Raw genomic sequence first — 26,117 nt, 5'->3', positions numbered from 1 at the left:
TCGGGCCCCCGCGAGTCGTCCCGCAGCGCACGCACCGAACGCAGAAAGTGAGCACACCGACAGCCATGGCTGAGGCTCAGAACATCCCGGCGGGCTCCACCACCGCCGGCTCGATCGCGGTGGCCGCCGAGTCCACCGTCGCCACGCGCATGAGCGCGCCCCCGTCCTTCGACGTCGCGGACTTCCCCGTCCCGCACGGTCGTGAGGAGGAGTGGCGGTTCACGCCGCTGGACCGCCTGCGCGGTCTGCACGACGGCACCGCCGTCGCGTCCGGCGAGGGCGTCAAGGTCGAGATCGAGGCCCCCGAGGGCGTCACCGTGGAGACCGTCGGCCGTGACGACGCGCGCCTCGGCAAGGCGGGCACGCCCGTCGACCGCGTCGCCGCCCAGGCGTACTCGTCCTTCGAGAAGGCCTCGGTCGTCACCGTCGCCAAGGAGGCCGTCCTCACCGAGCCGATCCGCATCGCGGTGCACGGCCAGGGCGGGGTCGCCTTCGGCCACCAGGTGATCGAGCTCGGTGCCTTCGCCGAGGCCGTCGTGGTCATCGACCACACCGGCGACGCGGTGCTCGCGGCCAACGTCGACTTCCTCCTCGGCGACGGCGCCAAGCTCACCGTCGTCTCCGTCCAGGACTGGGACGAGAAGGCCGTGCACGTCGCCCAGCAGAACGCGCTGGTCGGCCGTGACGCCTCCTTCAAGTCCGTCGTGGTCACCTTCGGCGGCGACGTCGTCCGGATCCACCCGCGGGTGCGGTACGCGGCCCCCGGCGGCGAGGCCGAGCTGTTCGGTCTGTACTTCACCGACGCCGGTCAGCACCAGGAGCACCGCCTCCTGGTCGACCACAACACCCCGCACTGCAAGTCCAACGTGGCCTACAAGGGCGCGCTGCAGGGCCAGGACGCGCACGCCGTCTGGATCGGTGACGTCCTCATCCAGGCCGCCGCCGAGGGCACGGACACGTACGAGCTCAACCGGAACCTGGTCCTGACGGACGGCGCCCGCGTCGACTCCGTGCCGAACCTGGAGATCGAGACCGGTGAGATCGCCGGCGCCGGTCACGCCTCGGCCACCGGCCGCTTCGACGACGAGCAGCTCTTCTACCTGATGGCTCGCGGCATCCCGGAGTACGAGGCCCGCCGCCTCGTCGTCCGCGGCTTCTTCGCCGAGCTGGTCCAGCAGATCGGTCTGCCGGACGTCGAGGAGCGCCTCATCGCCAAGATCGAGGCCGAGCTGGAGGCTTCCGTCTGATGTCCTTCGTCCGAGTCTGCGCACTGAGCGAGCTGGAGGCCGACACCCCGAAGCGGGTCGAGGTCGACGGCACGCCGGTGTCGGTCGTGCGCACCGAGGGCGAGGTGTTCGCGATCAACGACATCTGCTCGCACGCGAACGTCTCCCTCTCGGAGGGCGAGGTCGAGGACTGCGCCATCGAGTGCTGGCTGCACGGCTCCAGCTTCGACCTCCGCACCGGTAAGCCGTCCGGCCTTCCCGCGACGCGCCCCGTCCCCGTATACCCCGTAAAGATCGAAGGGGACGATGTGCTCGTCTCCGTCACCCAGGAGTCCTGAGTCACCCATGGCAACGCTTGAAATCCGCGACCTGCACGTCTCCGTCGAGGCCGAGAACGGCCCCCGTGAGATCCTCAAGGGCGTCGACCTGACCGTGAAGCAGGGCGAGACCCACGCCATCATGGGCCCCAACGGCTCCGGCAAGTCGACCCTGGCGTACTCCCTCGCGGGCCACCCGAAGTACACGATCACCGGTGGCACCGTGACCCTGGACGGCGAGGACGTCCTGGAGATGTCGGTCGACGAGCGCGCCCGCGCCGGCGTCTTCCTGGCCATGCAGTACCCGGTCGAGGTCCCCGGCGTCTCGGTCTCCAACTTCCTGCGCACCTCCGCCACCGCCGTCCGCGGCGAGGCCCCCAAGCTGCGTACCTGGGTGAAGGAGGTCAAGGAGGCCATGGAGAAGCTCCAGATGGACCCGGCCTTCGCCGAGCGCAACGTCAACGAGGGCTTCTCCGGCGGTGAGAAGAAGCGCCACGAGATCCTGCAGCTGGAGCTTCTCAAGCCGAAGATCGCGATCCTCGACGAGACCGACTCCGGCCTGGACGTCGACGCCCTGCGCGTCGTGTCCGAGGGCGTCAACCGCGTCCGTGAGACCGGTGAGGTCGGCACCCTGCTGATCACGCACTACACGCGGATCCTCCGCTACATCAAGCCCGACTTCGTGCACGTCTTCTCCGGCGGCCGCATCGTCGAGTCCGGCGGCGCCGAGCTCGCCGACAAGCTGGAGAACGAGGGTTACGAGGCCTACAGCACGAAGGGTGGCGCATCCGCGTGACATCTGCCCATCAGGGGCTCTCCGGCCTCCTCGACACCGAGGCGATCCGCAAGGACTTCCCGCTCCTGGATCGCGTGGTCCACGACGGCAAGAAGATCGTGTACCTGGACTCCGCGGCGACCTCGCAGAAGCCGCGCCAGGTGCTCGACGCGCTCAACACGTACTACGAGCGTCACAACGCCAATGTCCACCGCGGCGTCTACACGGTCGCCGAGGAGGCGACGGCGCTGTACGAGGGCGCCCGTGACAAGGTCGCGGCGTTCATCAACGCGCCGAGCCGCGACGAGGTGATCTTCACCAAGAACGCCTCCGAGTCGCTCAACCTCGTGGCCAACATGCTGGGCTGGGCCGACGAGCCCTACCGCGTGGACCACGAGACCGAGATCGCCATCACGGAGATGGAGCACCACTCCAACATCGTGCCGTGGCAGCTGCTCTCGCAGCGCACCGGCGCGAAGCTGAAGTGGTTCGGCCTCACCGATGACGGTCGTCTCGACCTGTCGAACATCGAAGAGGTCATCACCGAGAAGACCAAGATCGTCTCCTTCACGCTGGTCTCGAACCTGCTGGGCACGGTCAACCCGGTCGAGACGATCATCCGCCGCGCCCAGGAGGTCGGTGCGCTCGTCTGCATCGACGCCTCGCAGGCCGCCCCGCACATGGTGCTCGACGTGCAGGCGCTGCAGGCCGACTTCGTGGCCTTCACCGGCCACAAGATGGTCGGCCCGACCGGCATCGGCGTGCTCTGGGGACGGCAGGAGCTCCTGGAGGACCTGCCTCCGTTCCTCGGCGGCGGCGAGATGATCGAGACCGTGTCGATGCACTCCTCGACGTACGCGCCGGCCCCGCACAAGTTCGAGGCGGGTACGCCCCCGATCGCGCAGGCCGTCGGCCTCGGCGCGGCCGTGGACTACCTCTCGGCGATCGGCATGGAGAACATCGCGCGCCACGAGCACGCGATCACCGAGTACGCCGTCCGCCGCCTCCAGGAGGTGCCGGACCTGCGGATCATCGGCCCGACCACGGCCGAGGACCGCGGCGCGGCGATCTCCTTCGTGCTCGGCGACATCCACCCGCACGACGTGGGCCAGGTGCTCGACGAGCAGGGCATCGCCGTCCGGGTCGGCCACCACTGCGCGCGGCCGGTCTGCCTGCGGTACGGAATTCCTGCGACCACGCGAGCGTCGTTCTATCTGTACTCCACCCCGGCCGAGGTAGACGCCCTGGTCGATGGTCTGGAGCACGTACGGAACTTCTTCGGCTAGGGGATCTCGTGAAGCTCGATTCGATGTACCAGGACGTCATCCTGGACCATTACAAGCACCCGCACGGGCGCGGTCTTCGGGACGGCGACGCCGAGGTGCACCACGTCAACCCGACGTGCGGCGACGAGATCACGCTCCGTGTGAAGTACGACGGATCGCGGATCGCGGACGTCTCGTACGAGGGGCAGGGCTGCTCGATCAGCCAGGCTTCGGCCTCGGTCCTGAACGAGCTGCTCGTCGGCAAGGAGCTGGCCGAGGCGCAGAAGATCCAGGGCACGTTCCTGGAGCTGATGCAGTCCAAGGGCCAGCTCGAGCCGGACGACGCGATGGAGGAGATCCTGGAGGACGCCGTCGCGTTCGCCGGTGTCTCCAAGTACCCGGCCCGGGTGAAGTGCGCGCTGCTCAGCTGGATGGCGTGGAAGGACGCGACGGCCCAGGCTCTGGGTGACGCGGAAAGGAAGTCGGCATGACCGAGAACGCCGAGGCCACGATGAAGCCGGCCTCCGAAGAAGAAGTCCGCGAGGCGCTGTACGACGTCGTCGACCCCGAGCTGGGCATCGACGTGGTCAACCTCGGTCTGATCTACGGCATCCACATCGACGACTCCAACGTCGCGACGCTGGACATGACCCTGACGTCCGCGGCCTGCCCGCTGACCGATGTGATCGAGGACCAGGCGAAGGCCGCCACCGACGGCATCGTCAACGAGCTGAAGATCAACTGGGTCTGGATGCCGCCGTGGGGCCCGGACAAGATCACGGACGACGGACGCGAGCAGCTGCGCGCGCTCGGATTCAACGTCTGACCGTTTCGCGCTTCTGAACGGCCATGCCCGCCAGGCACACTGGCGGGCATGGCCGTTCGCATGTACCACCTCGCCGTCGACTGCCACGACCTCCCGGCCCAGGCCCGGTTCTGGGCACAGGTCCTGGACTGGAAGATCCTCTTCGAGGCCGAGGACGAGATCGTCATCGGAGCCGACGAGCACGCCTGGCCCGGCATGTGCTTCCTGCCGGTGTCCGAGTCCAAGAGCGTCAAGAACCGGCTCCATCTCGACCTCTCGCCGGACGACCAGGAGGCGGAGGTCCGGCGGATCATCGGCCTCGGGGCCCGGCGGGTCGACGTCGGCCAGGGCGAGGACGTGACCTGGGTCGTCCTCGCCGACCCCGAGGGCAACGAGTTCTGCGTGCTGCGCCCGAAGCGCTCCCTCACCGAGTGAACGGGGGCGCCTCCGCCGCCGCCTCGACGAGCGCCGGGGCGAGGTTCTCCTTGCGGATGCGCTGGTCGACGTAGACCAGACCGGTCACCAGCGGCGGGAAGACCGAACAGACGACCTGCGCCAGCATCGAGCCGATCACGGCGACGGCCAGGATCGGTACGAGGGCGAGCAGGACGTCGCCCGGAGTCTCCATGCCGGCCGGGTCCGTGAACGAGGCGGGTACCGAGAGCAGCACGCCGAAGACCTGCTGCATCGCCCAGTTCACCATCCCGGCCAGCAGGCCCGCGACCAGCAGCGCACCGAAGATCCGCCACCAGGAGCCGCGGACCAGCCGGCTGGAGCGGCGCATCGAGGCCGTCGCGCCCTGGCCTTCGAACACGACCGCCGACGGTGCCAGGCTGAGCTTCACCCAGATCCAGGTGGCCACCGGCATGGTGGCCAGGGCGACGAGGAGGGCGACCACGGCCAGGCCCGGCGACACCTCCGCCGAGCCCGAACCGGTACTGGCGTTCGACAGGGCCTCGAAGAGGGCGATCATGAAGCCGACCATGGACAGCACGAACAGGCCGAGGGGGACCGCCAGGATCAGCGTGGTCAGGAAGACCGTGCCCACCACCGCGGGCATTGCCGACCAGGCGCGGCGCCAGATCGCGCCGAACGTGGTCCGGCGGCCGAGGACCGCCTCCTGGAGGACGGCCGGGCAGGCCGCGTACACGACGGCGCTCGCGACCAGCATCCCGATCACGGCGATCAGCCACACGCAGCCGAAGGCGATCAGCAGCGGCCGGCCGTCCTCCCAGCTGGGGTCCTGCCCGCTCGGCAGGTCGAAGACCCGGGGCACATGGTCGGCGACCGCCGCGTACGCGAGACCGGCGGCCGCCGCGAACAGCAGCATGACCGCGCCGTACGCGACCGCGGCGACGCCGAACAGCGGCTTCCAGTAGCGGCCGATCGTGGCGAAGGCACCGGTGAGGATCTGGCTGAGACCCATCGGTGCCAGGGGTATCACGCCGGGCTTCGGCGGAGGGGGCGGGGGAGCGTAGCCGTAGCCGTACGGCCCCGAGGGATACGTCATGCGGGACACCGTAGCGTCAGCCGTTGCGTACGCCCGTACATATCCCTGGGTACAGTCCTCACCATGGGATACGGACTGCTGGCGGGGGCCATCACGGCGGAGATCATCGCGACGGTCTCCATGAAGTACAGCGACGGCTTCTCGAAGCTCTGGCCCTCCGTCGTCACGGGCGCCGGCTATGTGATCGCCTTCGCGCTGCTCGCCCAGGCGCTCAAGACCCTCCAGGTCGGCACCGCGTACGCGATCTGGTCCGGGGTGGGCACCGCGGCCGTCGCCGTCATCGGCATCCTCTTCATGAACGAGACCCTCAGCCTCGCCAAGGTCGCCGGGGTGGTCTTGATCATCGCCGGCGTCCTCGTCCTCAACATGGGGGGAGCCCACTGATGGCCCGCCCCCGCCGCCACGACCCCGAGCGACGGCAGCGGATCGCCGACGCCGCGCTGCGGGTGATCGGTGCGCGGGGGATCGCCGGACTGAGCCACCGTACGGTCGCCGCGGAGGCCGACGTCCCGCTCGGCTCCACGACCTACCACTTCGCCTCCCTCGACGAACTGGTCGTGGCCGCGCTCCGCCGGGCCGACGCGGGATTCGGCCGCGCGCTGCGCGAGCGAGGCGGGCCCACCGACCTGGGGACCGACCCCGGGACCGACCTCGCCGCGGACCTCGCCCGGCTCCTGGGGGAGTGGATCGGCGGCGAGCGGACCGGGACCGAGCGCGAGTACGAGCTCTACCTCGCCGCCCTGCGCCGCCCCGCGCTGCGGCCGGTCGCCGCCGAGTGGACGGACGCCGTCACCGAGGCCCTGTCCCGGCGGACGGACCCGGCGACCGCACGGGCCGTCGTCGCCCTCATGGACGGGATCTGTCTGCGGGTGCTCCTGACGGGCGCCGCGTACGACCCGGCGTACGCCCGCGAGATGCTGGCCCGCCTCCTCGCCCCGACAGAACCGCCGAACCCGGCCCCCGCGACCTCGTCGGATTCGCCAGGTGACCCGACCGGCACCTGAGACCGGTTGGCCCGTACGGGGCCCCGAACGTTAGGTTTTCCGCATGACCACTGCTCCTCGCACCACCGGCGCCGTCGCCGCCGGCCTCGCCACCATCGCCGCTGACGGCACCGTTCTCGACACCTGGTTCCCCGCCCCCGAGCTCGCCGAGGCGCCCGGCCCCGCCGGGACCGAGCGGCTCACCCCCGACGCCGCCCGCGACGCCCTCGGTGAGGGCGCCGCCAAGGCCCTCGGCGTGGACGCCCGCCGTGGCGTCGAGGTGGTCGCCGTCCGCACCGTCCTCTCGTCCCTGGACGACAAGCCGCTCGACGCCCACGACGCCTACCTCCGCCTGCACCTGCTCAGCCACCGGCTGGTCAAGCCGCACGGTCTCAGCCTCGACGGCATGTTCGGCGTGCTCGCCAACGTCGCCTGGACCTCGCTCGGCCCCGTCGCCGTCGACGACGTCGAGAAGGTGCGCCTCAACGCGCGCGCCGAGGGCCTGCACCTCCAGGTCACCTCGATCGACAAGTTCCCGCGGATGACCGACTACGTCGCCCCCGCCGGCGTCCGGATCGCCGACGCCGACCGCGTCCGGCTCGGCGCGCACCTCGCCGCCGGCACGACCGTCATGCACGAGGGCTTCGTCAACTTCAACGCCGGAACCCTCGGCACCTCGATGGTCGAGGGCCGCATCTCCGCCGGTGTCGTCGTCGGCGACGGCTCCGACATCGGCGGCGGCGCCTCCACCATGGGCACCCTCTCCGGCGGCGGCAACGTGATCATCTCCATCGGCGAGCGCTGCCTCATCGGCGCCGAGGCGGGCGTCGGCATCGCGCTCGGTGACGAGTGCGTCGTCGAGGCCGGTCTGTACGTCACCGCCGGCACGCGCGTCACGATGCCCGACGGTGAGGTCGTCAAGGCCAGGGAGCTCTCCGGAGCCTCCCACATCCTCTTCCGCCGCAACTCGGTCACCGGCGCCGTCGAGGCCCGCCCGAACAACGCGGTGTGGGGCGGGCTCAACGAGATCCTCCACAGCCACAACTGAGCGTGACCTGATCGTGTGACGCTGCGTTAGCACGTCGACGCAAAGCACACGAACAGACAAGGCGAGGAGTCGATATGAGGACGAGGCCCACCATCGTCGGAGCGCTGACCGCGGCGGCGGTGCTCCTGCCGGCCGCGGCAGCCTCCGCCGACGAGACGCACACCCGGACCTACCACGGTCCGGTCGTCACGAACGGGCCCACCCTCATCCTCCACACCGGTCAGATCGACGACCCGCTGGAGGACGTCCTCGAGCACGCGGCGCTGCTGGGCACCACCTATGTGTTCGACTGAACCAGATCCTCGTACGCCGCCCGCAGCCCGTCGACCGCCTCCCGGTCGGCGGGCTGCAGCGGTTCCCGTACGTAGTCGCCGAGGAGCGCCTTCGCCGTCACCGTGCCCGGCAGGCCGGAGGCCATCATCAGCTCGGCGAGCGGCAGCGTGAGCGCGTTGAGCCGGGCCGCGCCGGCCGTGTCCCCGGCGTCGAAGGCGTCGAGGACGGCGCGCATCCGACGAGGGACCACGTTCGCCACCGTGCTGACGAAACCGGCGCCGCCCACGGCGTACAGCGGCAGGTTCATCTCCTCGCAGCCGGAGTAGTACGCGAGAGAGGTGCGGGCGATCACCTTGGCGGAGCCGAGCAGGTCGTAGGCACAGTCCTTGACCGCGACGATCCGGGGGTGCGCGGCGAGCCGCAGCATCGTCTCCGGCTCGACGCGGGTGCCGGTGCGGCCCGGGATGTCGTACAGCATCACCGGCAGGCCGGTCGCGTCGGCCACCCGCAGGAAGTGGGCCTCGACGGCGGCCTGCGGGGGCCTGCTGTAGTACGGGGTGACGACCAGGAGTCCGTCGGCGCCGGCCTCCTCGGCCTGCCGGGCCAGCGCGATCGTGTGCCGGGTGTCGGAGGTGCCGACGCCCGCGAGGACGGAGGGGCCCGGCCCGACGGCCTCGCGGACCGCCTCGATCAGGGCGGACTTCTCGGAGTCGGTGGTGGTCGGCGACTCGCCGGTGGTGCCGTTGAGGACGAGGCCGTCGCAGCCCTCGGCCACCAGGTGGGCGGCGTGCACGCGGGCCGCGTCGAGGTCGAGTCCGCCGGTGGCGGTGAAGGGGGTGATCATCGCGCAGAGGGCCCGGCCGAAGGGGCGTGCAGTGCTCATCGGGAAAGTCTGCGGGCCCGGATGGTGAAGGTCCACTTAGTTCTGCTTGGGGTGAGGGGTAAGCAGCACTGAAGTGTGGGCCGGTCTCTCCTCGCAGGCGGCGTCCGCCCCGGCGACAGCTCCGTTCCGTACGCCGTCTCCAAGGCTGCCGTCACCCACATGACGAAGCTGCTCGTCGACGGCGGGGGCCATCTGCTCGGGCAGGGCGGCCCACGTGCCCTCCGCCGAGGCCGTCGGCTCGTCAGAGCGCGAGCTTGAACCCGTCGTGGCTGCGCGCGAAGCCCAGCGAGGCGTAGAAGCGGTGGGCGTCGGTCCGCCGCTTGGAACTGGTCAACTGGACGAGCGCGCAGCCCCGTGCGCGCGCCCGCTCCACCGCCCCCTGCATGAGCTCGCGCCCGAGCCCGCCGCCGCGCCGGTCCGCCCGGATCCGCACCGCCTCGATGAGGGCGCGTTCGGCCCCGCCCTTGCCCAGGCCGGGGATGTACGTCGCTTGCAGGCACCCCACGACCAGCTCCCCGTCGACGAGCACCAGCAACTCGTTGCGCGGATCGCCGTCGATGTCCGCGAAGGCCCGCTCGTACGCCGCGGTGACGACGACCGAGGTGGGGTCCACGACCTTCTCCTCGTCGGTGAGCAGGGCGAGGACGGCGGGGAGTTCGGCACGGCCGGCGGGACGAAGGATCACGGCGGGGAGTCTCGCACGGGCAGCCGCGTCCCGCCCGTTGCCCGGCCTCGTCCAGGCACCCTGCGCACGCCCGCGCGGGCCTGCGCGGGCGTGCGGTGAGCGGCCGAGGCCGCCCGAGCGGTACTACGGGCGGAAGCGCAGCACCTGCGGGTCGTGGTCGCTGTCCTGGTCCGCGAACTCCGCGTTGATGTGGACGCTGTCGTACTCGAAGTGACGGATTCCCGGGCTCGTCAGGATCTGGTCGAGAACCTGGCTGTTGCCCTGGAAGACGTACGAGTAGCGCTCGCTGCGCGGCAGCGACTTCACGGCCGGGTAGAGCGCCCCGCCGTCCGTCAGCGCCCGCGTCGTCTCCGAGAACTCGAAGTCGTTGATGTCACCGACGACCAGGACGTCGGCGTTCTTCTCGATCGCGAGGACGTCCTTGACGAAGGTGTTGACGGCCTGCGCCTGGAGGAGGCGCTTCGCCTCGGAGGAACGGACCGGCGGCTGGTGGTGCGAGGTCAGGGACTCGTCGCCGCCCTTGGAGCCGAAGTGGTTGGCGATCACGAAGACCGTGCGGCCGCGGAAGGTGAACTCGCCCGCCAGCGGCTTGCGGCTGTTCTCCCAGGCCGCGTTCGCCGGGTCGATCCGGCCCGGGGAGTGCGTCAGCGCCGGGCCGCCGTCCTCGCCGCGCACCACGCCCGTCGCGGTCGCCGCGTCGCCGCCCACGCGGTCGGTGAAGGAGACCCGCTCCGGGTTGAAGAGGAAGACCTGGCGGATGTTGCCGCCGGGCTCGCCGCCGTCCTTGTTGTTCACCGGGTCGACCGAGCGCCACTCGTACGCCGGGCCGCCCGCGGCCGCGATCGCGTCCGTGAACTTCTTCAGCGTCTGGTCGGCGGCGACCGTACCGTCGTTCTTGGCGCCGTTGTTGTCCTGGATCTCCTCCAGGGCGACGATGTCGGGCGAGGCGAGGTTGTCCACCACGGCCGCGGCCAGCGCGTCGAACTTCTCCTGCGGGTCGGACGGGTCGAGGTTCTCGACGTTGTACGTCGCGACCGCCAGCTCGTTCTTGTGCTGCCGGTCCGTCGTCTCGCGCTCCAGGCCGCGGTCCACGACCGTGCCGAGGGTGCGCGCCGTCAGCGTGTAGCCGCCGAACTGGTTGAAGTCCAGCGGGCCCTCGGTCGTGCCGGAGAGCACGTCGCCGACGTTCGCCTTGGGGAACGGCTGCTGGGCGACGGGGGTCAGCGACTGGATCTGCAGCCGGCCGGTGTTCTGCGAGGTGTACGAGCCGTAGACCGTGCCGCCCCGCCCGGTGCGGTTCTCCCAGGGCTTCACCGTGACCCACAGCTCGTTGTAGGGGTCGGTGGCGCCCACCACGCGCGAGGTGCCGACGCGGACGTTGGTGCCCTCCAGCGACTCGTAGTAGTCCAGGGCGTACGACTCCGGGTCCAGGGGGAGGCCGTTGATCGAGCCGGCGGCCGCCGGGTCGCCCTCGGGGGCGTACGCGTCGGGGACCGAGAAGGCCGAGACGGTCACCGGGGCCGGGAGCGCGTTGCCCTTCGAGACCACGGTGACGGTCGGCCTGGAGATCTGGGTCAGCGACTGGTTGCCGGAGTTCAGGCCACCGGGGACGTACTCGCCGACGGTGCCGTTCACGCTGACCGCGTCGCCGACTGCGACGGTCGGGACGGAGCTGGTGAAGACGAACAGGCCCTCGCTGGTGGCCGGGTTGTCGTCGGCCTGCGGGTCCTGGATCCAGAATCCGCGCGAGCCGTACGTCCGGACACCGGTCACGATGCCCGTGACGCCGGTGACCTGCTGCCCGACGAGGGGCGAGACACGGGTGGTGCCCTGGATGTCGTGGACACGGACGCCGGCGGCGGTCTCCGCCGAGGTGTCCGCCGAGGCGGTCGAGCCCGCGAGGAGTCCGGCCGCGAGGGCGGCCGACACGACGGCGGCCATGGCCGCGGATCTCGGTATGGAGGAAGGCATCAAGGAGCTCCGGAGGCGCTTGGAGAATCGGTCGAATGTATCTACGCGCGTCAATCTCTTGGGTGAGCGGGTGCCTTGTCAAGGGTCGACGGGTGTACGAAGGCTGACGGCTCCGTGAACCGGAAGCCCGCCCCCGAAATGCGTCTACGCTGAATGCCGTTCGACCCGACGCGCCCTTCGAGGAGAAGACCTAGATGGCACCGGCCCGCCCCACCCTGCCCCCCGTTCAGCTGCACTCGGACGCGGAGCTGGCGCGGGCCGCCCTGGCCGCCCCCCTTCTGGCCCGCGCGGCCCGACTCGCCCGCTGGGCCGGGCCCGAGACGCCGGTCGGCCCGGGCGGAGAGCTCGACGACGACCGACTCCCGGCAGCGGCCGAGGTGTTGGGGCTGGCCGACGACGAGGACGGTGCGGCGTACGCGAGCGAGGCGTGGCGGCTGGCCGTCGACACCGGACTGGTGGACGTCGAGGACGGCGACGAGGACACCCCGGGCACGGTGACCACGGGCGAGAACCTCGCCGTGCTCACGGGTGGGGCGCCCCTCGACATCCTCGGCGTCTGGCTCGACGCCCTGGACGTGGTGTTCGCCGACGCGACGGCGCCGGTGCTCGACGACCTGGCCGAGGTCATCGGCGAGGACGGCGAGATCGACTTCGAGCGCCTCGACTGGAATCCCGAGGAGGAGGCGGAGTTCCTGGAGGGCGTGCTCGGCAACCTCTACCTGCTGACGGTGAGCGAGGGCGCGCCGGGAGAGGGCGCGGTGCCGCTGCCGGCGCTGGCCGCGTCGATGATCGTCCCGGACGACATGGGGGAGCCGACCGACGACGTGCTGGAGCAGGTCTCCGAGGCGATGATGCGCCTCGACGACCAGTTCCGGCTGCTCGAACCGATCGGGCTCGTCGAGTACCAGCCGGTCGACGAGGCGCTGATGGTGGACTCGGAGGAGAGCGAGGGGGCCGAGGAGCCCGCTTCGCCGGTCGACGAGGAGGACGTGACCCGGTACGGCATGGTCCGGCTGACGCCGCTCGGGCTCTACGGCGTACGTGCCCGGATGCTGGAGGCGGGCGTGGACGCGCCGGCCGTCGGCGAACTGGCGGACAAGGGAGCGGACGTGCTCCTCGACGGTCTGGCGTCCTACCCCGAGGCCGCGGCGCGCGCCGAGACGGTGACCTGGCTGGCCGGGCGGGACGAGCTGACCGCCGCACGCGAGCTGCTGGGCGCGGCGCGGGGCGCGGACACCGGCTCGCCGCTGCGGCGGCTGCACTGCCAGCAGGCGCTCTCGCTGGTGGGTGTGGCGGCGGAGCCGGCGGTACGCGAGGTGCTGGACGACGCCGAACTGGGCGGGCTCGCCCGGGTCTGGCTGGCGGAGCGGGGCGCGACGGACATTCCCGCGCCGCCGGAGTCGATGATCTTCTGGCTGGCGATCGACACGATCGCGGCGCAGCTGGACGCGGAGGGCGACCTGGAGGAGCTCCGGGAGCTGATCGAGGGCCTGACGGGCCGCCACAGCGGCTTCTTCGACGCGGCATGGCGGGTGGAGCACCCGGCGACGGCGGAGGTCCTGGAGGCGATGGGCCGCCTCCACCCCGAGAAGAGCGCGGCGAAGGACGCCCGCAAGGCGGCGTTCAAGGCGAGGTCGCGGTCGGGGGCGTAGGGGATCGCCGAGGGGCTGCGCCCCCGAGCCCTGGGCCGGGGCGAAAGGCTCCGGCCCGCCGCCTACGGGTGCACGAAGCGTCAGGTGCGGAGGTGTGACGCGCCGTTGAGGTCGAGGATCGTGCCCGAGGACCACTCCGCCTCGGGGGAGGCGAGCCAGAGGACCGCGTTCGCGATCTCCTCGGGGGCTGCCACGCGGTGGAACGGGCTCTGGGAGCGGATGGCGTCGCCCTCGGGGCCCGAGAGGCGCGGCGCCACGCGTTCCGTGGCGAAGAAGCCCGGGGCGACGGAGGCCACGCCGATACCGTACGGTGCCAGGGAGACCGCCAGGGACTGGCCCAGCGCGTGGACGGCCGCCTTCGTCGCACCGTAGGCCGGATGGTCCGGTTCGCCGCGGAACGCGCCCCGCGAGCCGATGTTGACGATCCTCCCGCCGCCACCCTGGTCGATCATGCGCCGCGCCGCCAGATGGCTCAGGTTCGCCGTGGCCAGCAGGTTCACGGCCACATGACGCTGCCAGACGGCGACCCACTCCTCGTACGGCGTCTCCGCCAGGGGGTGCCGTACATTCACCGCCGCGTTGTTCACCAGCACGTCGATCCCGCCGAGCCCCTCCGCGGCGGCCTCCGCGACCCCCGCCGCGCCCGCCGGGTCAGCGAGGTCGCCGCCCGTCAGGACGTGGCCCTCGCCCTCGAGCGAGTCCAGCGTCTCGCGGGCCTCGTCGGCGCGGGTGCCGTAGTGGACGGCGACCCGGTCGCCGTTGGCGGCGAACGCCCGCGCCACGGCGCGGCCGAGACCCCGGGACGCGCCGCTGACGAGCACGCGCCGGCCGGAAGGAAGCAGGTTCATGGAAGGACGCCTCTCTGTTCAACCTCCGTTTATACGTGGGCGGGACCGTGTGCCCCGACACCGGGCGACGAACAGGGAGACGACCACGCCATGCCCCTCGACCGCAGAGAGTTCGCCAAGCAGTCCGCCGCGACGGGCGTCGGGCTCGCCCTCACGGGAGCCGTCGGGGCGCTGGCCACCGCGCCCGAGGCGCTGGCCGCGGAGGACCCGGAGGGCCAGGCGCACGGACACGGGCACCAGCTCGGCTACGGTCCCCTCGTCGAGGACCCCGCGGGCCTCCTCGCCCTCCCCGCCGGGTTCTCGTACCGCGTCCTCACCCACAGCGGCGTCACCCGGCTGGAGTCCGGCGAGTTCACGCCGCAGAAGCACGACGGCTCGGGCACCTTCGCCGGCCCCCGTGGCACCACGCTCCTGGTGAACAACCACGAGCTCAAGGGCCCCCGCTCGAAGTGGCGGCACCCGGTCCCGCTCACCGAAGGGCTCGTCTACGACCCCGCCGCGTCCGGCGGCTGCACGGTCGTCGAGGTGCACCGGGGCGGCACCGTCGCCGAATGGGTGGGCATCGCCGGCACCTCCACCAACTGCGCGGGCGGCCGCACCCCGTGGGGCACGTGGCTCACCTGCGAGGAGAACTCCGACCTCGCCGGCGAGAACGGCATGACCAAGGACCACGGCTACGTCTTCGAGGTCGACCCGTACGACCGCCGCGCCAACCGCGACCCCCGGCCCATCAAGGCGTTCGGCCGCTACGACCACGAGGCCGTCGTCATCGACCCGAAGCGGGGCCACGCCTACCTCACCGAGGACGACTCCGCGCCCAACGGCCTCTTCTTCCGCTGGGTGCCCCCGGCCGGCTTCCAGCACGGCCGCGGCAGGCTCCGCACCCTCGCCGACGACGCCGGAGTCCTCCAGGCGCCCCGCTGCATCGACTCGGGCGGCCGGTTCGTCGACGACCTCTCCCGCGCCACGAGGATCGGCACGGTCTACGGCGTGGACTGGGTGGACGTCCCCGACCGCGACGCCCGGGAGGTCTCGGTCCGCGAGCAGTTCGGCCCCGGCGAGGTCACCCGCGGCCGCAAGCTGGAGGGCATGTGGTGGGGTGACGGGGGCGCCTACATCGTCTCCTCGTACGCCCGCGAGGAGAGCCCCGGCGCCGCGCACGACGGCCAGGTCTGGTTCTACGAGCCCAAGCGCCGCACCCTCACCCTGAAGGTCCTGCTGGGCGTCAACCCCGCCCCGGACGAGGACGGCGCCTACGACGGCCCGGACAACATCACCGTCTCCCCGTACGGCGGCCTCGTCATCGCCGAGGACGGCGAGGGAGTCTCGCACCTCTTCGGCGCCACCGAGCGCGGCCGGACCTACCCCATCGCCCGTAACGACCTGAACGACAGCGAGTTCGCCGGCGTCGTCTTCTCGCCCGACGGCGACACCCTCTTCGCCTGCGTCCAGGAGCCGGGCATCCTGCTCGCCATCACCGGCCCCTGGCGCCGCCAGCCCCGCCGCTGACCCCGCCCGTGAAGGCGCTCGAAAACCCTTGGCGGGTGGGCGTGCCGCCCGCCTAAGGTCGTCCTCATGCACCTCCCGGTGCGCCGGCTGCGGCTCCTTCTTCCACGAAATCACGCCGCCGCCCCTTTGATCTCGGGAGGCACAGCATGGACACGAGGGTGCCCGGTGCGCAGGCGACGGATACTTCATCGGGCACAGCGGGTTGCGGGTTCGAGTCCCGTCACGTCCCCGGGACGTGTAGCTCAATCGGTGAGAGCAGCTGTCATATGGACCGCCGCCGACTCCTGATCTCGGACACCCTCGTCGTCCGGACTTCTGTGTCTTCCCCGCACGCATGAATTCGGGGGAATTCACATGGCACGCTTCAACCTCCGCGGCGTCCGAGTCCGCACGACCTCGCCCGTGATCTCCACGGTCGCCGCCCGTACCCACCAGGGCGGCGCAGGAGTCCTGCGCGAGCCGAAATCCGAGCTCTTCCTGCTCGCGATCGCCAACTTCGTCACGCAGAAGACCTTCTACGAGAGCGGCGAGGAGCGCGACGACCGCTACGCCGCCCTCGTGCGGAAGCTCGCCGTCCAGGACCCGGAGTGGACCGCCGGACTGCTCGGCTGGCTGCGCCGCGACGCCCACCTGCGCACCGCCTCCCTCGTCGGCGCCGCCGAGTACGTCAAGGCGCGCCTCGACGCGGGCGTCGAGAGCGGCCCCTCCAACCGGCGGGTCGTCGACTCCGTCCTGCTCCGCGCGGACGAGCCCGGCGAACTGCTCGGCTACTGGACCTCCACCTATGGGCGGAACATCCCCAAGCCCGTCAAGCGTGGCATCGCCGACGCCGTACGCCGGCTGTACTCCGCGAAGTCCCTGCTGAAGTACGACACCGACTCCAAGGGCTACCGCTTCGGCGACGTCCTCAACCTGGTGCACGCCACCCCCGACCCCGCGAAGGCGTGGCAGGGCGAGCTGTTCCGGTACGCGCTCGACCGCCGCCACCACCCGGACTCCGCGGTGCCGCCCGAGTCCAGCCGCACCCTCGTCGCCCACCGGGCCCTGATGGAACTCCCCGTCGACGAGCGGCGCGCCGTGGTCACCTCAGCCGACGGGGCCCGGCGACTGGCCGAGGCGGGCATGACGTGGGAGGCGCTCGCGGGCTGGCTGCAGGGGCCGATGGACGCGGCGGCCTGGGAGGCCGTCGTCCCGTCCATGGGTGCCATGGCGCTGATGCGGAACCTGCGCAACTTCGACCAGGCCGGAGTCTCCGACGAGGTCGCGGCCCGGGTGGCGGCGAAGATCTCGGACCCCGAGGTCGTCGCCGGCGCGCGCCAGTTCCCGTTCCGCTATCTCGCCGCGTACCGGCACGCGCCGTCGCTGCGCTGGGCGTACCCGCTGGAGAAGGCGCTCGGCCACTCGCTGGCGAACGTGCCCGCGCTGCCCGGCCGCACGCTGATCCTGGTCGACCGCTCGGGTTCGATGTGGTCGCGGCTCTCCGACCGCTCGGAGCTCAACCGGGCCGACGCGGCCGCCGTGTTCGGCACCGCCCTGGCGCTGCGGGCCGCCGACGCGGACCTGGTGCAGTTCGGCACGAGCAGCGCGCCGGTCGCGTACCGCGGAGGCGAGTCCGTGCTGAAGGTCCTCGACCGCTTCGGGGATCTCGGCGGCACGAACACCACCGAGGCCGTGCGCACGCACTACAAGGGGCACGACCGGGTCCTGATCGTCACCGACGAGCAGGCGGCGCACAGCCGCCGCGGGGACCCGACCGCGCAGGTGCCGGACCATGTCCCGGTCTACACCTGGAACCTGGCGGGCCACCGGGTCGGCCACGCCCCGTCCGGCTCCGGCCGGCGCCACACCTTCGGCGGCCTGACCGACGCGGCGTTCCGGATGGTGTCCCTGCTGGAAGCCGGCCGGAAAGCCGACTGGCCCTGGGCGTGAGGAAGGGCCCGCCGGGCGACCGGCGGGCCCTTTCCGTACGCGGTACGGCGGATCAGAGGGCCTGGGCGGCCGGCTTCACCATGCCCCGGACCGTGCGGGACTTCACGAACTCGCCCATCGCCGTCATCTCCCACTCGCCGGAGAACTGCTTGATGAGCTTGGCCATCATCACGCCCGTCTGGGGCTCGGCCGTGGTCAGGTCGAAGCGGACCAGCTCCTCACCGGTCGCCGCGTCCATCAGCCGGCAGTACGCCTTGGCGACCTCGGTGAACTTCTGGCCCGAGAAGGAGTTGACCGTGAAGACCAGGCCCGTGGCGTCGGCGGGGAGACGGCCGAGGTCGACCACGATCACCTCGTCGTCGCCCGCGCCCTCCCCGGTCAGGTTGTCACCGGAGTGCTTGACGGAGCCGTTCAGGATGGAGAGCTTGCCGAAGTAGCAGCTGTCCAGGTGGTTGCGCTGCGGGCCGTACGCGATGACCGAGGCGTCGAGGTCGATGTCCTTGCCGCGGTACGCGGGCTCCCAGCCGAGGCCCATCTTGACCTGGGAGAGCAGCGGGCGGCCGCCCTTGACCAGGGACACGGTCTGGTTCTTCTGGAGGTTGACCCGGCCCTTGTCCAGGTTGATCTTCCCCGTGGAGACCGGGGCGGCGGCGGCCGCGGGAGCGGGCGGCGCGGACGGCGCGGGAGGCACCGGGGCGGCGATCCGCGGGTCGGCGGGGGCGGCTGCCGCGGGCGCCACGGGCGCGGCGGCCGGAGCGGCCGCCGCCGGCTCCTCGTCCACCGAGACGCCGAAGTCGGTGGCGATACCGGCCAGCCCGTCGGCGTACCCCTGGCCCACGGCCCGCGCCTTCCAGGCTCCGTTGCGGAGGTAGATCTCCACGACCACCAGCGCCGTCTCCGTACCGAGCTGCGGGGGAGTGAAGGTGGCGAGGACGCTGCCGTCGTCGGCGTTGCGGATCGTCGCCGTCGGTTCGACGCCCTGGAACGTCTGGCCCGCCGCGTCGGGGCTCGCGGTGACGACGATCTTCTCGATGCCGGACGGCACCGCGCCGGTGTCCACCACGATGGCGTCGGGTGCGGTGCCGCCGCCGGAGCGGTACGTCACACCGGGGCCGGACGGCTGGTTGTAGAAGATGAAGTCGGCGTCCGAGCGCACCTTGCCGTCGGCGCTGAGCAGGAGGCCCGAGACGTCGAGCCGCACCGGGGCGGCCACGTCCACCGCCACGCGCGCGGCGGAGAGAGGGATGTTCGAGCCGGGGGTCATAGCGGTCATGCCAGGGGTAACGAGCGAGACCGCTTTGCCGTTCCCTTACCTTCGCTACCTTCGGCCACTCCGGTGACGGGGGTGGTTGCGGGCCACGCGCTCGTTGCCGAACTTGTACGCGCCCGTCCATCGCGCCATGACGAGCTGCGCGTCCCCCGAGCCCACCTCCGCCAGGAACTTCTCCGCGCGTCCCCCGCGCAGGGTCCCCGCGGCGCGTCCGCGGTGGGTGAGGACGACCGAACCGTCGGCGCGCTGCTGGAAGCTGAATCCATGAGGCTGTGGCATGACGGGCATCCTGCCGCCACGGCGGGGGCTCGTCATATGAATATCCGGCCGGCGGCCCCGGTGGCGGTCCGGGCGCCGCTGCCGTAGCGGTCCGGCCGCCGCCGTAGCGGTCCGCCGGGGCCCGCGTGCCCCTCACTCGTCCCGGGCGTCCCCGGGCTCGAACCGCAGCAGGTCTCCCGGCTGGCATTCGAGCACCTCGCAGAGCGCGGCGAGCGTCGCGAACCGTACCGCCTTGGCGCGGCCGTTCTTGAGGACGGCCAGGTTGGCGGGGGTGATCCCGACGCGTTCCGCGAGTTCCCCCACGGACATCTTCCGCCGCGCCAGCATCACGTCGATGTCGACGGCGATCGCCATCAGATCACTTCCTTCAGCTCGGCCCGCATCTGCGCCGCCTCGACGTCGGTCGCGACGGCTTGGGCGAGCAGCATCCGCAGCACGAGCACGATGAGCGCGACCCCCAGGATCGCCAGGCCGAGCCCGCCCAGCAGCAGGACCACACCCGGCGCGACGGCCTCGCCCGGGGCCAGGACGACCCCGAGCGCGAAGACCAGCAGGGCGGCGGCCACGATCGCGCCGATCACGACATGGACGTACCGGAAGGCCGCCGGGGAGAAGACCGTGCCGCGCCGGACCATCGTCACCAGCCGCCACACGCAGACCAGGACGACCTGCACCGCCACGACGCCCAGGACCACGATCGCCAGGAACGGGGCGCGCAGGTACGCGTAGTCCGGGTCGAGCCCGTCCAGGTCCGAGGCGAGCAGCGGCACCATCACCGTCTGGACGAACAGCGAGCCACCCAGCAACACGACGAGCACGGCACGCAAAGCCTGCACGGTCAGCTTTCCCATGATCTCTCCCTCGATCGAGCCACGATGGAAATCTATCGATTCTCGATAGCTCGCGCAAGGGAGGGATGGGCCCGTCAGTACGGCCAGCGCGGCGGGTCGACGCAGAAGTGGCCGCCCAGGTACGCGTCCGCCGGATCGTCGTCCGCCGGGAGACCCTGCTCGGCGATGATCCGCTCCGCGAACGGCTCCGAGTCGTCCTGCGGCTCGTAGCCGAGGGCACGGGCCGAGGAGAGGTCCCACCACAGGCGGGTGTTGGCGGACGATCCGTACACCACGGTGTGGCCCACGTTCTCGGCGGTGAGCGCCGCGTGCAGGAGGCGTGCGCAGTCGTCCGGGCTCAGCCACATCGAGAGCATCCGGACCGAGGTCGGCTCGGGGAAGCACGATCCGATCCGCACGGAGACGGTCTCCATGCCGTGCAGGTCCCAGTAGAACTGGGCGAGGTCCTCGCCGAAGCACTTGGACAGCCCGTAGAGGGTGTCCGGCCGGTGCGGGGTGTCGACGGGGATCACCGGCTCGTCCCCGCGCGGGCGGGGGGTGAAGCCGACGGCGTGGTTGCTGGACGCGAAGACGATGCGGCCCACGCCCTCCTCGCGCGCGGCCTCGTAGAGGTGGTGCAGGCCGGTGATGTTCGCGGCGAGGATCTTCTCGAACGTCGACTCCAGGGAGATGCCCGCGAGATGGATGATCGCGTCGACCCCCCGGACGGCCTCGCGCAGCGCCTCGCGGTCGGTCAGGTCGGCGATGATCGCGTCGGGCGCGCCTTCGACGGGGGCCAGGTCGAGCAGCCGGAGCTCGTATCCGTACGCGGGCAGCAGCTCGCGCATCAGGGTGCCGACGCCGCCGGCGGCGCCGGTGAGCAGGACGGTGCGAGGTGTGGGCATGTACGTCAGTCTCCGTCCGTGGATCACATTCACAACCATGGACAAGGTAGGGAGCGGTCTCATGGACCGTCAAGACCGCGCGAGGAAGCGGGTTTGCGCCTTGACCGGCGCTTTGGCGCTGCTCTAGCGTGAAGCTGTTCAAGAATATGGACAACAATCAGAACTGTGCACGACGGACTTCTCAGGGAGCGCCCGTGACCTCAGCCCCGACCGCCGACTCGCCCGTCGCCCCGCTCGTCGACCGGCTCGACGGCCTGCTGTTCTTCCCCGTCACCGCCTTCGGACCGGACGGCGCCGTCGACCTCGACACCTTCCGCGCGCACGTACGGGACGGCATCGAGGCGGGCGCCGCCGCCGTCTTCGCGTGCTGCGGCACCGGCGAGTTCCACGCGCTCACCCCGGAGGAGTTCAGGGCCTGTGTCGCCGCCGCCGTCGAGGAGTCCGCCGGCCGGGTCCCCGTCGTCGCCGGCGCGGGCTACGGCACCGCCCTCGCGATCCGGTACGCCCGGCTCGCCGAGGAGGCCGGCGCCGACGGGCTCCTCGCCATGCCGCCGTACCTCGTCGTCGCCGACCAGGCGGGCCTGCTGCGCCACTACACCGACCTCGCCGCCGCCACCTCGCTCGACGTCATCGTCTACCAGCGCGACAACGCGATCCTCACCCCCGAGACGGCCGTGGCCCTGGCCCGCGCCGAGGGGATCATCGGCCTCAAGGACGGCCTCGGCGACCTCGACCTGATGCAGCGGATCGTCAGCGCCGTCCGCGCCGAGGGCCTCGACCTGCTCTACTTCAACGGCCTGCCGACCGCCGAACTCACCGGGCTCGCCTACCGCGGCATCGGCGTCACCCTCTACTCCTCCGCCGTCTTCTGCTTCGCCCCCGACATCGCCCTCGCCTTCCACCGGGCCCTCGCCACCGGGGACGACACCACCGCGAACCTGCTCGTCGACGGCTTCTACCGCCCCCTCGTCGAACTGCGCGCGAAGGGGCGCGGCTACGCCGTCTCGCTCGTCAAGGCGGCCGTCCGCATGGGGGGCCTGGACGTCGGCGAGGTGCGACCGCCGCTGAGCGAGCCCGCGCCCGAGCACCTGAAGGAGCTCGCCGGGATCATCGAGCGCGGCCGGGCGCTGCTCGCGAGCCGGGAGGGCGACGCGTGAGGGCCGGGACCTTCGTCTATCCGTGGGACGTCGTCGGCGACCCGGCGGCGCCCGGCCTCCTCGCCGGCCTGGGCGTCGCGCAGGTCACCCTCGCCTCCGCGTACCACTCCACCCGCGCCCTGACGCCCCGTCACCCGGGGCACCGGATCGTCACCGCCGAGCACGCCGCCGTGCTCTACCCGCCGGACCCGGACCGCTGGGCGGGGCGCGCGCTGCGGCCGTACGAGGCGGGGGAGTGGGCCGCCGGGGACGCGTACGGGGAGGCGGCGGACGCGCTCGCGGGCGCGGGCCTGGAGGTGCACAGCTGGGTGGTCCTCGCCCACAACTCCCGTATGGGCGCGGAGCGTCCCGACACCTCGGTCGTCAACGCCTACGGCGACCGCTACCCCTGGGCGCCGTGCATCGTCCGGCCGGAGGTCCGCGCCCACCTGGTGGACCTGGCGGTGGAGGCGGCGGTACGGCCCGGCGCGGCGGGCACCGAGCTGGAGTCCTGCGGCTGGTACGGCTTCGCCCACCTGCACGCGCACGACAAGACCGCGGGGGTCGCGCTCGGCGACCGGGAGCAGTACCTGATGTCCCTCTGCTTCTGCCCCTCCTGCCGGGAGGGGTACGGGGAGGAGGGCGTCGACCCCGACGCGCTGGCGGCGGCCGTGCGGGGCGCCCTCGAACCGGTGTGGGCGGGTGGCGCGGCGGGCGGCCTCGGCGCCTTCGACGGCCCCGCCCTGGCCTGGCGGCTCCGATGCGCCCGGGCCCTCCAGGAGGCGGCCGTGGCCGCGGTCCGGGCGGCCGCCCCGCCCGGCTTCCGCGTCCTGCTCCACGCCGACCCGCACCCGCACCGCTGCGGCGCCAACGTCGGCACCGACCCGGCGCACGTGCTCGCCCTGGCGGACGGCGTGGTCACCCCGGCCGCCCTGGTGACCCCCTTCGCGGCCCACGCGGCCCCGGACACCGTCCTGGCGGCCAACTTCCCCGTGGTGACGGGCATGGGCGGCTCTCCGTCCACCCTGGTCGAGGACGCGAAGCGGGCGGCCTCGGAGGGAGCCACCGAGCTCCGCCTCTACCACGCCGGCCTGGCCTCGGACACCGACCTGGCCGCCGTCCGGGAGGCTCTGCGGGCGCTCGGCTGAGACGAGGGGCCGGGCCGGGCTGGGACGGGTCGGGGCCGGGACGAGGGCGGGCCCCCGGCCGGAACGGGGGCCGGGTGGTGCGCACGAGGAGACCTCACCGGGTGCGCTCGTGCCCGGCGGACGGTGCCGGATCGCCTCGACGCGGACGGCGCCGTCCCGCCCTCCTCCCGGGCGTGGTCAGGGCGATCGCTCCGGCCAGGCCCGCGACCGTGAGGAGGGGGAGCAGCAGTCGGAGGTCCAGGACGGCGACCAGACCCGCGCCCGCCGCCAGAGCGAGCGCGTTCGGGACGAAGACCAGGGTGTGGGCCGTCGCCGCCGCACGGCCCACGGCCGCCCCGGGGGTCTCCCGCTGCACCGCCGTCATGGCGGCGATCAGGACGCAGGGCAGGCCCACGCCGATCACCGCGCTCGCCACCAGCGCCACCCCGTCGTGCGGGACCGCGCGAGCGCCCGCTCCGACAGCGAACAGGGCCAGTCCGGCGGCGGACAACAGCCGTGCGGGCACACGACGCAGCAGCGGTCCGGCCGCCAGACCCGCGGCGACCGAGCCCGCGCCCTGCACGGCGTACAGCACGCCCGCGTAGGCGGGGGAGTGGCCGAGTCCCCGGTCCACGACGGCGTGGACCGCCGCGCCGTTCACCCCGGCGAGCAGCATCGTGTACGCGCCGGCCAGGACGAGGGGGCGCAGCACCGGGGAGGCCCGGATCGTCCGCAGGCCCTCCGCCGTACCGCGCGCCCAGTGCGCGGTCACCGGGCGCGCCGGTCTCTCCTCCCGTACCCGCATCAGCGCGAACACCCCCGCGGCCAGCGCGAACGTCGCCGCGTCGAGGAGTGCCACCGGCCCGCCGCCGTACCGGGCGAAGAGACCGGCCGCGGCGAGCGGGGCGACGAGCTTCACGCTCTCGTTCACCGTCATCCGCAGCCCGTTGAAGTCCCCGAGCAGCCGCCTGTCGAGCGCGCTCGCGGCCAGCGCGACCTCCGCCGCCTCGTGGACGGTGCCCTGGATCCCGTACAGCACGAGCACGGCGAACAGCAGCCACACCCGGTCCGCCGTGTCCACCCACAGAAGGGTGGGCAGCAGGGCCGCCATCGCCACGTTCGACCACACCATCAGCGGCCGTCGCCGCAGCCGGTCCGCGACCGTGCCGAGCAGCGGGCCGGCGAGCGCCGGCGCCCAGAGGGCGAACACGGTCAGCGCCGCCAGACTGTCCGAGCCGGTCAGGGACTTGACCCAGATCCCCGACGCCAGCCACATCGCCGTCGTGCCGAAGCCCGACACCAGCACCCCGGTCAGATAGAGACCGGCCGTCCACCTCTTCATGCCCGCAGCCTGACGCCTGAGGCGGCGCGACCGGATCGGGCAGATGCCCTAGCCCGGGTCCGGAAAGTCCCGCCTGGCCCGCGACGCCCGGCACGCCCTCCCCCGTAGCCCTTCGGGCACGGGAGGTGCCCCCACGCTGCGTTGTCGGATCGCCCGAGTACGCCCAGTACGAGGGCGGCCCTCCGCCTTGCGATCGCACGCACCGGACGCCGCGGGCCCTGCCCTGCGGGCAGACGGCGCTACTTTCCGGGACACGGCCTAGGCCGGGTCCGGAAGTCCCGCCTGGCCCGCGACGCCCGGCACGCCCCTTCGCTGCCGGCGGCGCCCGCCTCCTCGCCGGGCCGGTCGTCGGCGTCGGGGAATCGCCGCAGGCCGGGGACGGCCTCGGCCGACCCGCAGGCGTGTCGTCGCCGGGCCGCCCGGTCGACGGTGCCGCGTCCCGCGAGGGGGTCGTTCATCTCAGTAGTACGTCTCGACCCGCTCGGAGACCCTGAACTCGGCCCCGCAGTCCGGGCACGCGGCGCGGCCGAAGAGGTACGTCAGCCCCCGTGCCACGTCCTCGTGGCCCGCTTCCAGGGCCAGTCGGCGCAGGCGTGCGGGGAGCGGGCCGAGATCGGGCGGGGCCGTCGGCAGCAGCTCCGCCCTCGGCGGGTCCGCCGTCACGTAGTCGCCCGCCGAGGCGAAGGTGCCGTGCTCGCCGAAGGCGATGAAGAGTGCCGAGGTGCAGTCCGGGCACTCCACCTCGTACTCGCCCTCCATCAGCCCCTCCAGCCGCGTGGCGCTCCACACCCGCTCGCCCTCGAAGGCCAGGACGCACTGGAGCAGGTACACGAAGGCGGGCCGGTCGTCCGTCGAGGCGCCGAGCAGGTGGCGGGCGACGGGGAGAAGGGCGGCGAACTCCCCCGCGTACCGTGCGGTGCGTTCCTCGTCCGCCGCCGAGGCGATCAGGCCCGCCATCAGCACGGCGTCCACCGGCTTCCCGGGCGCCCGGCCCGTCGCGATCGCCGTCAGATACGGCAGGGCGGAGAAGCTGTCGTCGTAGACGGAACCCTGGTGGCACAGGTCGTCCCACAGCTCGCTCCAGACGCGCTCGTCCTCCTCCCCGCCGAGGCGGGCGAAGGTCGTGGTCAGGTCGTCGGAAGGGCGGACGGTCATGCGACGGCGTTCTTCCGGACACGGTTCTCGTACCGCAGCGCAACCCCCGTCGCCGCCGCGCCCAGGCCCTCCCACAGGCCCACTCCGAGGAAGCCGGCCGGCGCGCGGCCGGTGACGACGGCGAGGGTGAAGACGGCACAGGTGAGGAGACGGAACGGGACCGTCCAGCGGAAGAAGGGCTTCCAGTCCGCGAGTGAGGCCAGGACGTAGTAGACGCCCATATTGAGCGCGGCCATGGAAGAAGCGGTCAGAAAGACAAGGGTGTGGTCCCCGTCCGCACGGCTCGCACCGGGTATGGGTTCGAAGCCCATGACGGTGAGCATGGCGGCGGGCGACACCAGCCCCACCACCCCCAACGCGGCGGCGAGCAGCCCGAAGACGGCCATGGTCCAGC

General features: G+C 72.2%; 29 protein-coding genes. 16 read left to right on the top strand and 13 right to left on the bottom strand.

Annotated features, from left to right (window positions below):
- Positions 1-65 precede the first annotated feature (65 nt).
- From sufD to ACZ4VW_RS04685, 7 genes are read left to right on the top strand one after another with little or no spacing between them, the layout of a single operon-like run.
- The gene (gene sufD / locus ACZ4VW_RS04715) at positions 66-1,247 is read left to right on the top strand and encodes a Fe-S cluster assembly protein SufD (protein WP_467958419.1); all 1,182 of its coding nucleotides are present in this window, start codon (positions 66-68) and stop codon (positions 1,245-1,247) included.
- Complete coding sequence (locus ACZ4VW_RS04710; RefSeq protein ID WP_467958417.1) at positions 1,247-1,564, top strand: bifunctional 3-phenylpropionate/cinnamic acid dioxygenase ferredoxin subunit; 318 nt, start codon at positions 1,247-1,249, stop codon at positions 1,562-1,564. Before sufD ends, ACZ4VW_RS04710 begins: the two co-directional genes overlap by 1 nt.
- 7 nt (positions 1,565-1,571) lie before the next feature.
- A complete protein-coding gene (gene sufC / locus ACZ4VW_RS04705; protein WP_467958415.1) occupies positions 1,572-2,339 on the top strand; it encodes a Fe-S cluster assembly ATPase SufC in 768 nt (255 codons plus the stop codon).
- Positions 2,336-3,604 carry a cysteine desulfurase gene (locus ACZ4VW_RS04700; RefSeq protein WP_467958413.1) on the top strand — a complete coding sequence of 423 codons (1,269 nt, stop codon included), beginning with the start codon at positions 2,336-2,338 and terminating at the stop codon, positions 3,602-3,604. The genes sufC and ACZ4VW_RS04700 overlap by 4 nt, the downstream gene beginning before the upstream one ends.
- Positions 3,605-3,612: 8 nt before the next feature.
- A complete protein-coding gene (gene sufU, locus ACZ4VW_RS04695) occupies positions 3,613-4,074 on the top strand; it encodes a Fe-S cluster assembly sulfur transfer protein SufU (protein ID WP_467958411.1) in 462 nt (153 codons plus the stop codon).
- Positions 4,071-4,409, top strand: coding sequence for a metal-sulfur cluster assembly factor (locus ACZ4VW_RS04690; RefSeq protein WP_046907888.1), 339 nt, complete (start codon positions 4,071-4,073; stop codon positions 4,407-4,409). The genes sufU and ACZ4VW_RS04690 overlap by 4 nt, the downstream gene beginning before the upstream one ends.
- A 48-nt stretch (positions 4,410-4,457) precedes the next feature.
- Positions 4,458-4,823: a VOC family protein gene (locus ACZ4VW_RS04685; RefSeq protein ID WP_467958408.1), complete on the top strand. Its 366-nt coding sequence runs from the start codon at positions 4,458-4,460 to the stop codon at positions 4,821-4,823.
- On the opposite strand, the gene ACZ4VW_RS04680 is transcribed toward ACZ4VW_RS04685, so the two are convergent.
- Positions 4,813-5,898 carry a DUF7847 domain-containing protein gene (locus ACZ4VW_RS04680; protein WP_467958406.1) on the bottom strand — a complete coding sequence of 362 codons (1,086 nt, stop codon included), beginning with the start codon at positions 5,896-5,898 and terminating at the stop codon, positions 4,813-4,815. The genes ACZ4VW_RS04685 and ACZ4VW_RS04680 overlap by 11 nt on opposite strands.
- 63 nt (positions 5,899-5,961) lie before the next feature.
- Here ACZ4VW_RS04680 and ACZ4VW_RS04675 point away from each other — a divergent pair, with 63 nt between their 5' ends.
- The 4 genes from ACZ4VW_RS04675 to ACZ4VW_RS04660 all read left to right on the top strand — a co-directional run bounded on the left by ACZ4VW_RS04675 (position 5,962) and on the right by ACZ4VW_RS04660 (position 8,222).
- Positions 5,962-6,282, top strand: coding sequence for a DMT family transporter (locus tag ACZ4VW_RS04675; protein ID WP_467958404.1), 321 nt, complete (start codon positions 5,962-5,964; stop codon positions 6,280-6,282).
- On the top strand, positions 6,282-6,902 hold the full coding sequence (locus tag ACZ4VW_RS04670; protein WP_467958402.1) for a TetR/AcrR family transcriptional regulator: 621 nt from the start codon (positions 6,282-6,284) through the stop codon (positions 6,900-6,902). The genes ACZ4VW_RS04675 and ACZ4VW_RS04670 overlap by 1 nt, the downstream gene beginning before the upstream one ends.
- 43 nt (positions 6,903-6,945) lie before the next feature.
- The gene (gene dapD, locus ACZ4VW_RS04665) at positions 6,946-7,929 is read left to right on the top strand and encodes a 2,3,4,5-tetrahydropyridine-2,6-dicarboxylate N-succinyltransferase (protein WP_467958400.1); all 984 of its coding nucleotides are present in this window, start codon (positions 6,946-6,948) and stop codon (positions 7,927-7,929) included.
- Between the two features lie 74 nt (positions 7,930-8,003).
- Entirely contained in the window at positions 8,004-8,222 is a 219-nt protein-coding gene (locus ACZ4VW_RS04660; protein WP_467958398.1) for a hypothetical protein, read from the top strand.
- Here ACZ4VW_RS04660 and dapA read toward each other — a convergent pair.
- The 3 genes from dapA to ACZ4VW_RS04645 all read right to left on the bottom strand — a co-directional run bounded on the left by dapA (position 8,207) and on the right by ACZ4VW_RS04645 (position 11,741).
- The gene (gene dapA, locus ACZ4VW_RS04655) at positions 8,207-9,085 is read right to left on the bottom strand and encodes a 4-hydroxy-tetrahydrodipicolinate synthase (RefSeq protein WP_467958396.1); all 879 of its coding nucleotides are present in this window, start codon (positions 9,083-9,085) and stop codon (positions 8,207-8,209) included. The two genes, ACZ4VW_RS04660 and dapA, sit on opposite strands and share 16 nt — an antisense overlap.
- A 241-nt stretch (positions 9,086-9,326) precedes the next feature.
- Positions 9,327-9,770 (bottom strand): GNAT family N-acetyltransferase, encoded by a 444-nt coding sequence (locus ACZ4VW_RS04650; RefSeq protein WP_467958394.1) that lies wholly within the window; start codon positions 9,768-9,770, stop codon positions 9,327-9,329.
- 123 nt (positions 9,771-9,893) lie between these two features.
- On the bottom strand, positions 9,894-11,741 hold the full coding sequence (locus ACZ4VW_RS04645; protein WP_467958392.1) for an endonuclease/exonuclease/phosphatase family protein: 1,848 nt from the start codon (positions 11,739-11,741) through the stop codon (positions 9,894-9,896).
- 194 nt (positions 11,742-11,935) lie between these two features.
- Between ACZ4VW_RS04645 and ACZ4VW_RS04640 the strand changes: the two genes are divergently transcribed.
- Complete coding sequence (locus ACZ4VW_RS04640; protein ID WP_467958390.1) at positions 11,936-13,393, top strand: hypothetical protein; 1,458 nt, start codon at positions 11,936-11,938, stop codon at positions 13,391-13,393.
- A gap of 80 nt (positions 13,394-13,473) precedes the next feature.
- Here ACZ4VW_RS04640 and ACZ4VW_RS04635 read toward each other — a convergent pair whose 3' ends face one another.
- Positions 13,474-14,241 (bottom strand): SDR family NAD(P)-dependent oxidoreductase, encoded by a 768-nt coding sequence (locus ACZ4VW_RS04635; RefSeq protein WP_467958388.1) that lies wholly within the window; start codon positions 14,239-14,241, stop codon positions 13,474-13,476.
- Between the two features lie 90 nt (positions 14,242-14,331).
- On the opposite strand from ACZ4VW_RS04635, the gene ACZ4VW_RS04630 reads away from it, so the two are divergent.
- Both ACZ4VW_RS04630 and ACZ4VW_RS04625 read left to right on the top strand, forming a co-directional pair.
- Positions 14,332-15,750: an alkaline phosphatase PhoX gene (locus ACZ4VW_RS04630; RefSeq protein WP_467958386.1), complete on the top strand. Its 1,419-nt coding sequence runs from the start codon at positions 14,332-14,334 to the stop codon at positions 15,748-15,750.
- Positions 15,751-16,104: 354 nt separating this feature from the next.
- Entirely contained in the window at positions 16,105-17,679 is a 1,575-nt protein-coding gene (locus ACZ4VW_RS04625) for a TROVE domain-containing protein (RefSeq protein WP_467958384.1), read from the top strand.
- 52 nt (positions 17,680-17,731) lie between these two features.
- Here ACZ4VW_RS04625 and ACZ4VW_RS04620 read toward each other — a convergent pair whose 3' ends face one another.
- From ACZ4VW_RS04620 to ACZ4VW_RS04600, 5 genes are all read right to left on the bottom strand, one after another.
- A complete protein-coding gene (locus ACZ4VW_RS04620; RefSeq protein WP_467958382.1) occupies positions 17,732-18,952 on the bottom strand; it encodes a TerD family protein in 1,221 nt (406 codons plus the stop codon).
- A gap of 45 nt (positions 18,953-18,997) precedes the next feature.
- Complete coding sequence (locus tag ACZ4VW_RS04615) at positions 18,998-19,228, bottom strand: hypothetical protein (protein WP_467958380.1); 231 nt, start codon at positions 19,226-19,228, stop codon at positions 18,998-19,000.
- A 132-nt stretch (positions 19,229-19,360) separates the two neighbouring features.
- Positions 19,361-19,582, bottom strand: coding sequence for a helix-turn-helix domain-containing protein (locus ACZ4VW_RS04610; protein ID WP_467958378.1), 222 nt, complete (start codon positions 19,580-19,582; stop codon positions 19,361-19,363).
- The gene (locus tag ACZ4VW_RS04605) at positions 19,582-20,079 is read right to left on the bottom strand and encodes a DUF2975 domain-containing protein (protein WP_467958376.1); all 498 of its coding nucleotides are present in this window, start codon (positions 20,077-20,079) and stop codon (positions 19,582-19,584) included. The genes ACZ4VW_RS04610 and ACZ4VW_RS04605 overlap by 1 nt, the downstream gene beginning before the upstream one ends.
- 74 nt (positions 20,080-20,153) lie before the next feature.
- The gene (locus tag ACZ4VW_RS04600; RefSeq protein ID WP_467958374.1) at positions 20,154-20,963 is read right to left on the bottom strand and encodes an NAD-dependent epimerase/dehydratase family protein; all 810 of its coding nucleotides are present in this window, start codon (positions 20,961-20,963) and stop codon (positions 20,154-20,156) included.
- Positions 20,964-21,157: 194 nt separating this feature from the next.
- Between ACZ4VW_RS04600 and ACZ4VW_RS04595 the strand changes: the two genes are divergently transcribed.
- Both ACZ4VW_RS04595 and ACZ4VW_RS04590 read left to right on the top strand, forming a co-directional pair.
- Entirely contained in the window at positions 21,158-22,120 is a 963-nt protein-coding gene (locus ACZ4VW_RS04595) for a 5-dehydro-4-deoxyglucarate dehydratase (RefSeq protein WP_467958372.1), read from the top strand.
- Positions 22,117-23,247, top strand: coding sequence for a hypothetical protein (locus tag ACZ4VW_RS04590; RefSeq protein WP_467958370.1), 1,131 nt, complete (start codon positions 22,117-22,119; stop codon positions 23,245-23,247). The genes ACZ4VW_RS04595 and ACZ4VW_RS04590 overlap by 4 nt, the downstream gene beginning before the upstream one ends.
- A 94-nt stretch (positions 23,248-23,341) precedes the next feature.
- On the opposite strand, the gene ACZ4VW_RS04585 is transcribed toward ACZ4VW_RS04590, so the two are convergent.
- From ACZ4VW_RS04585 to ACZ4VW_RS04575, 3 genes are all read right to left on the bottom strand, one after another.
- Positions 23,342-24,568: an MFS transporter gene (locus tag ACZ4VW_RS04585; protein ID WP_467958368.1), complete on the bottom strand. Its 1,227-nt coding sequence runs from the start codon at positions 24,566-24,568 to the stop codon at positions 23,342-23,344.
- Positions 24,569-25,027: 459 nt separating this feature from the next.
- Entirely contained in the window at positions 25,028-25,723 is a 696-nt protein-coding gene (locus tag ACZ4VW_RS04580; protein ID WP_467958366.1) for a hypothetical protein, read from the bottom strand.
- Complete coding sequence (locus ACZ4VW_RS04575) at positions 25,720-26,109, bottom strand: hypothetical protein (protein WP_467959555.1); 390 nt, start codon at positions 26,107-26,109, stop codon at positions 25,720-25,722. The genes ACZ4VW_RS04580 and ACZ4VW_RS04575 overlap by 4 nt, the downstream gene beginning before the upstream one ends.
- Between the last annotated feature and the right edge of the window lie 8 nt (positions 26,110-26,117).

The organism is Streptomyces sp. NPDC029139 (genome assembly GCF_055564335.1).
Note: the sequence above shows the minus strand (reverse complement) of the source record. Positions and strands in the feature narration are given on the sequence as shown.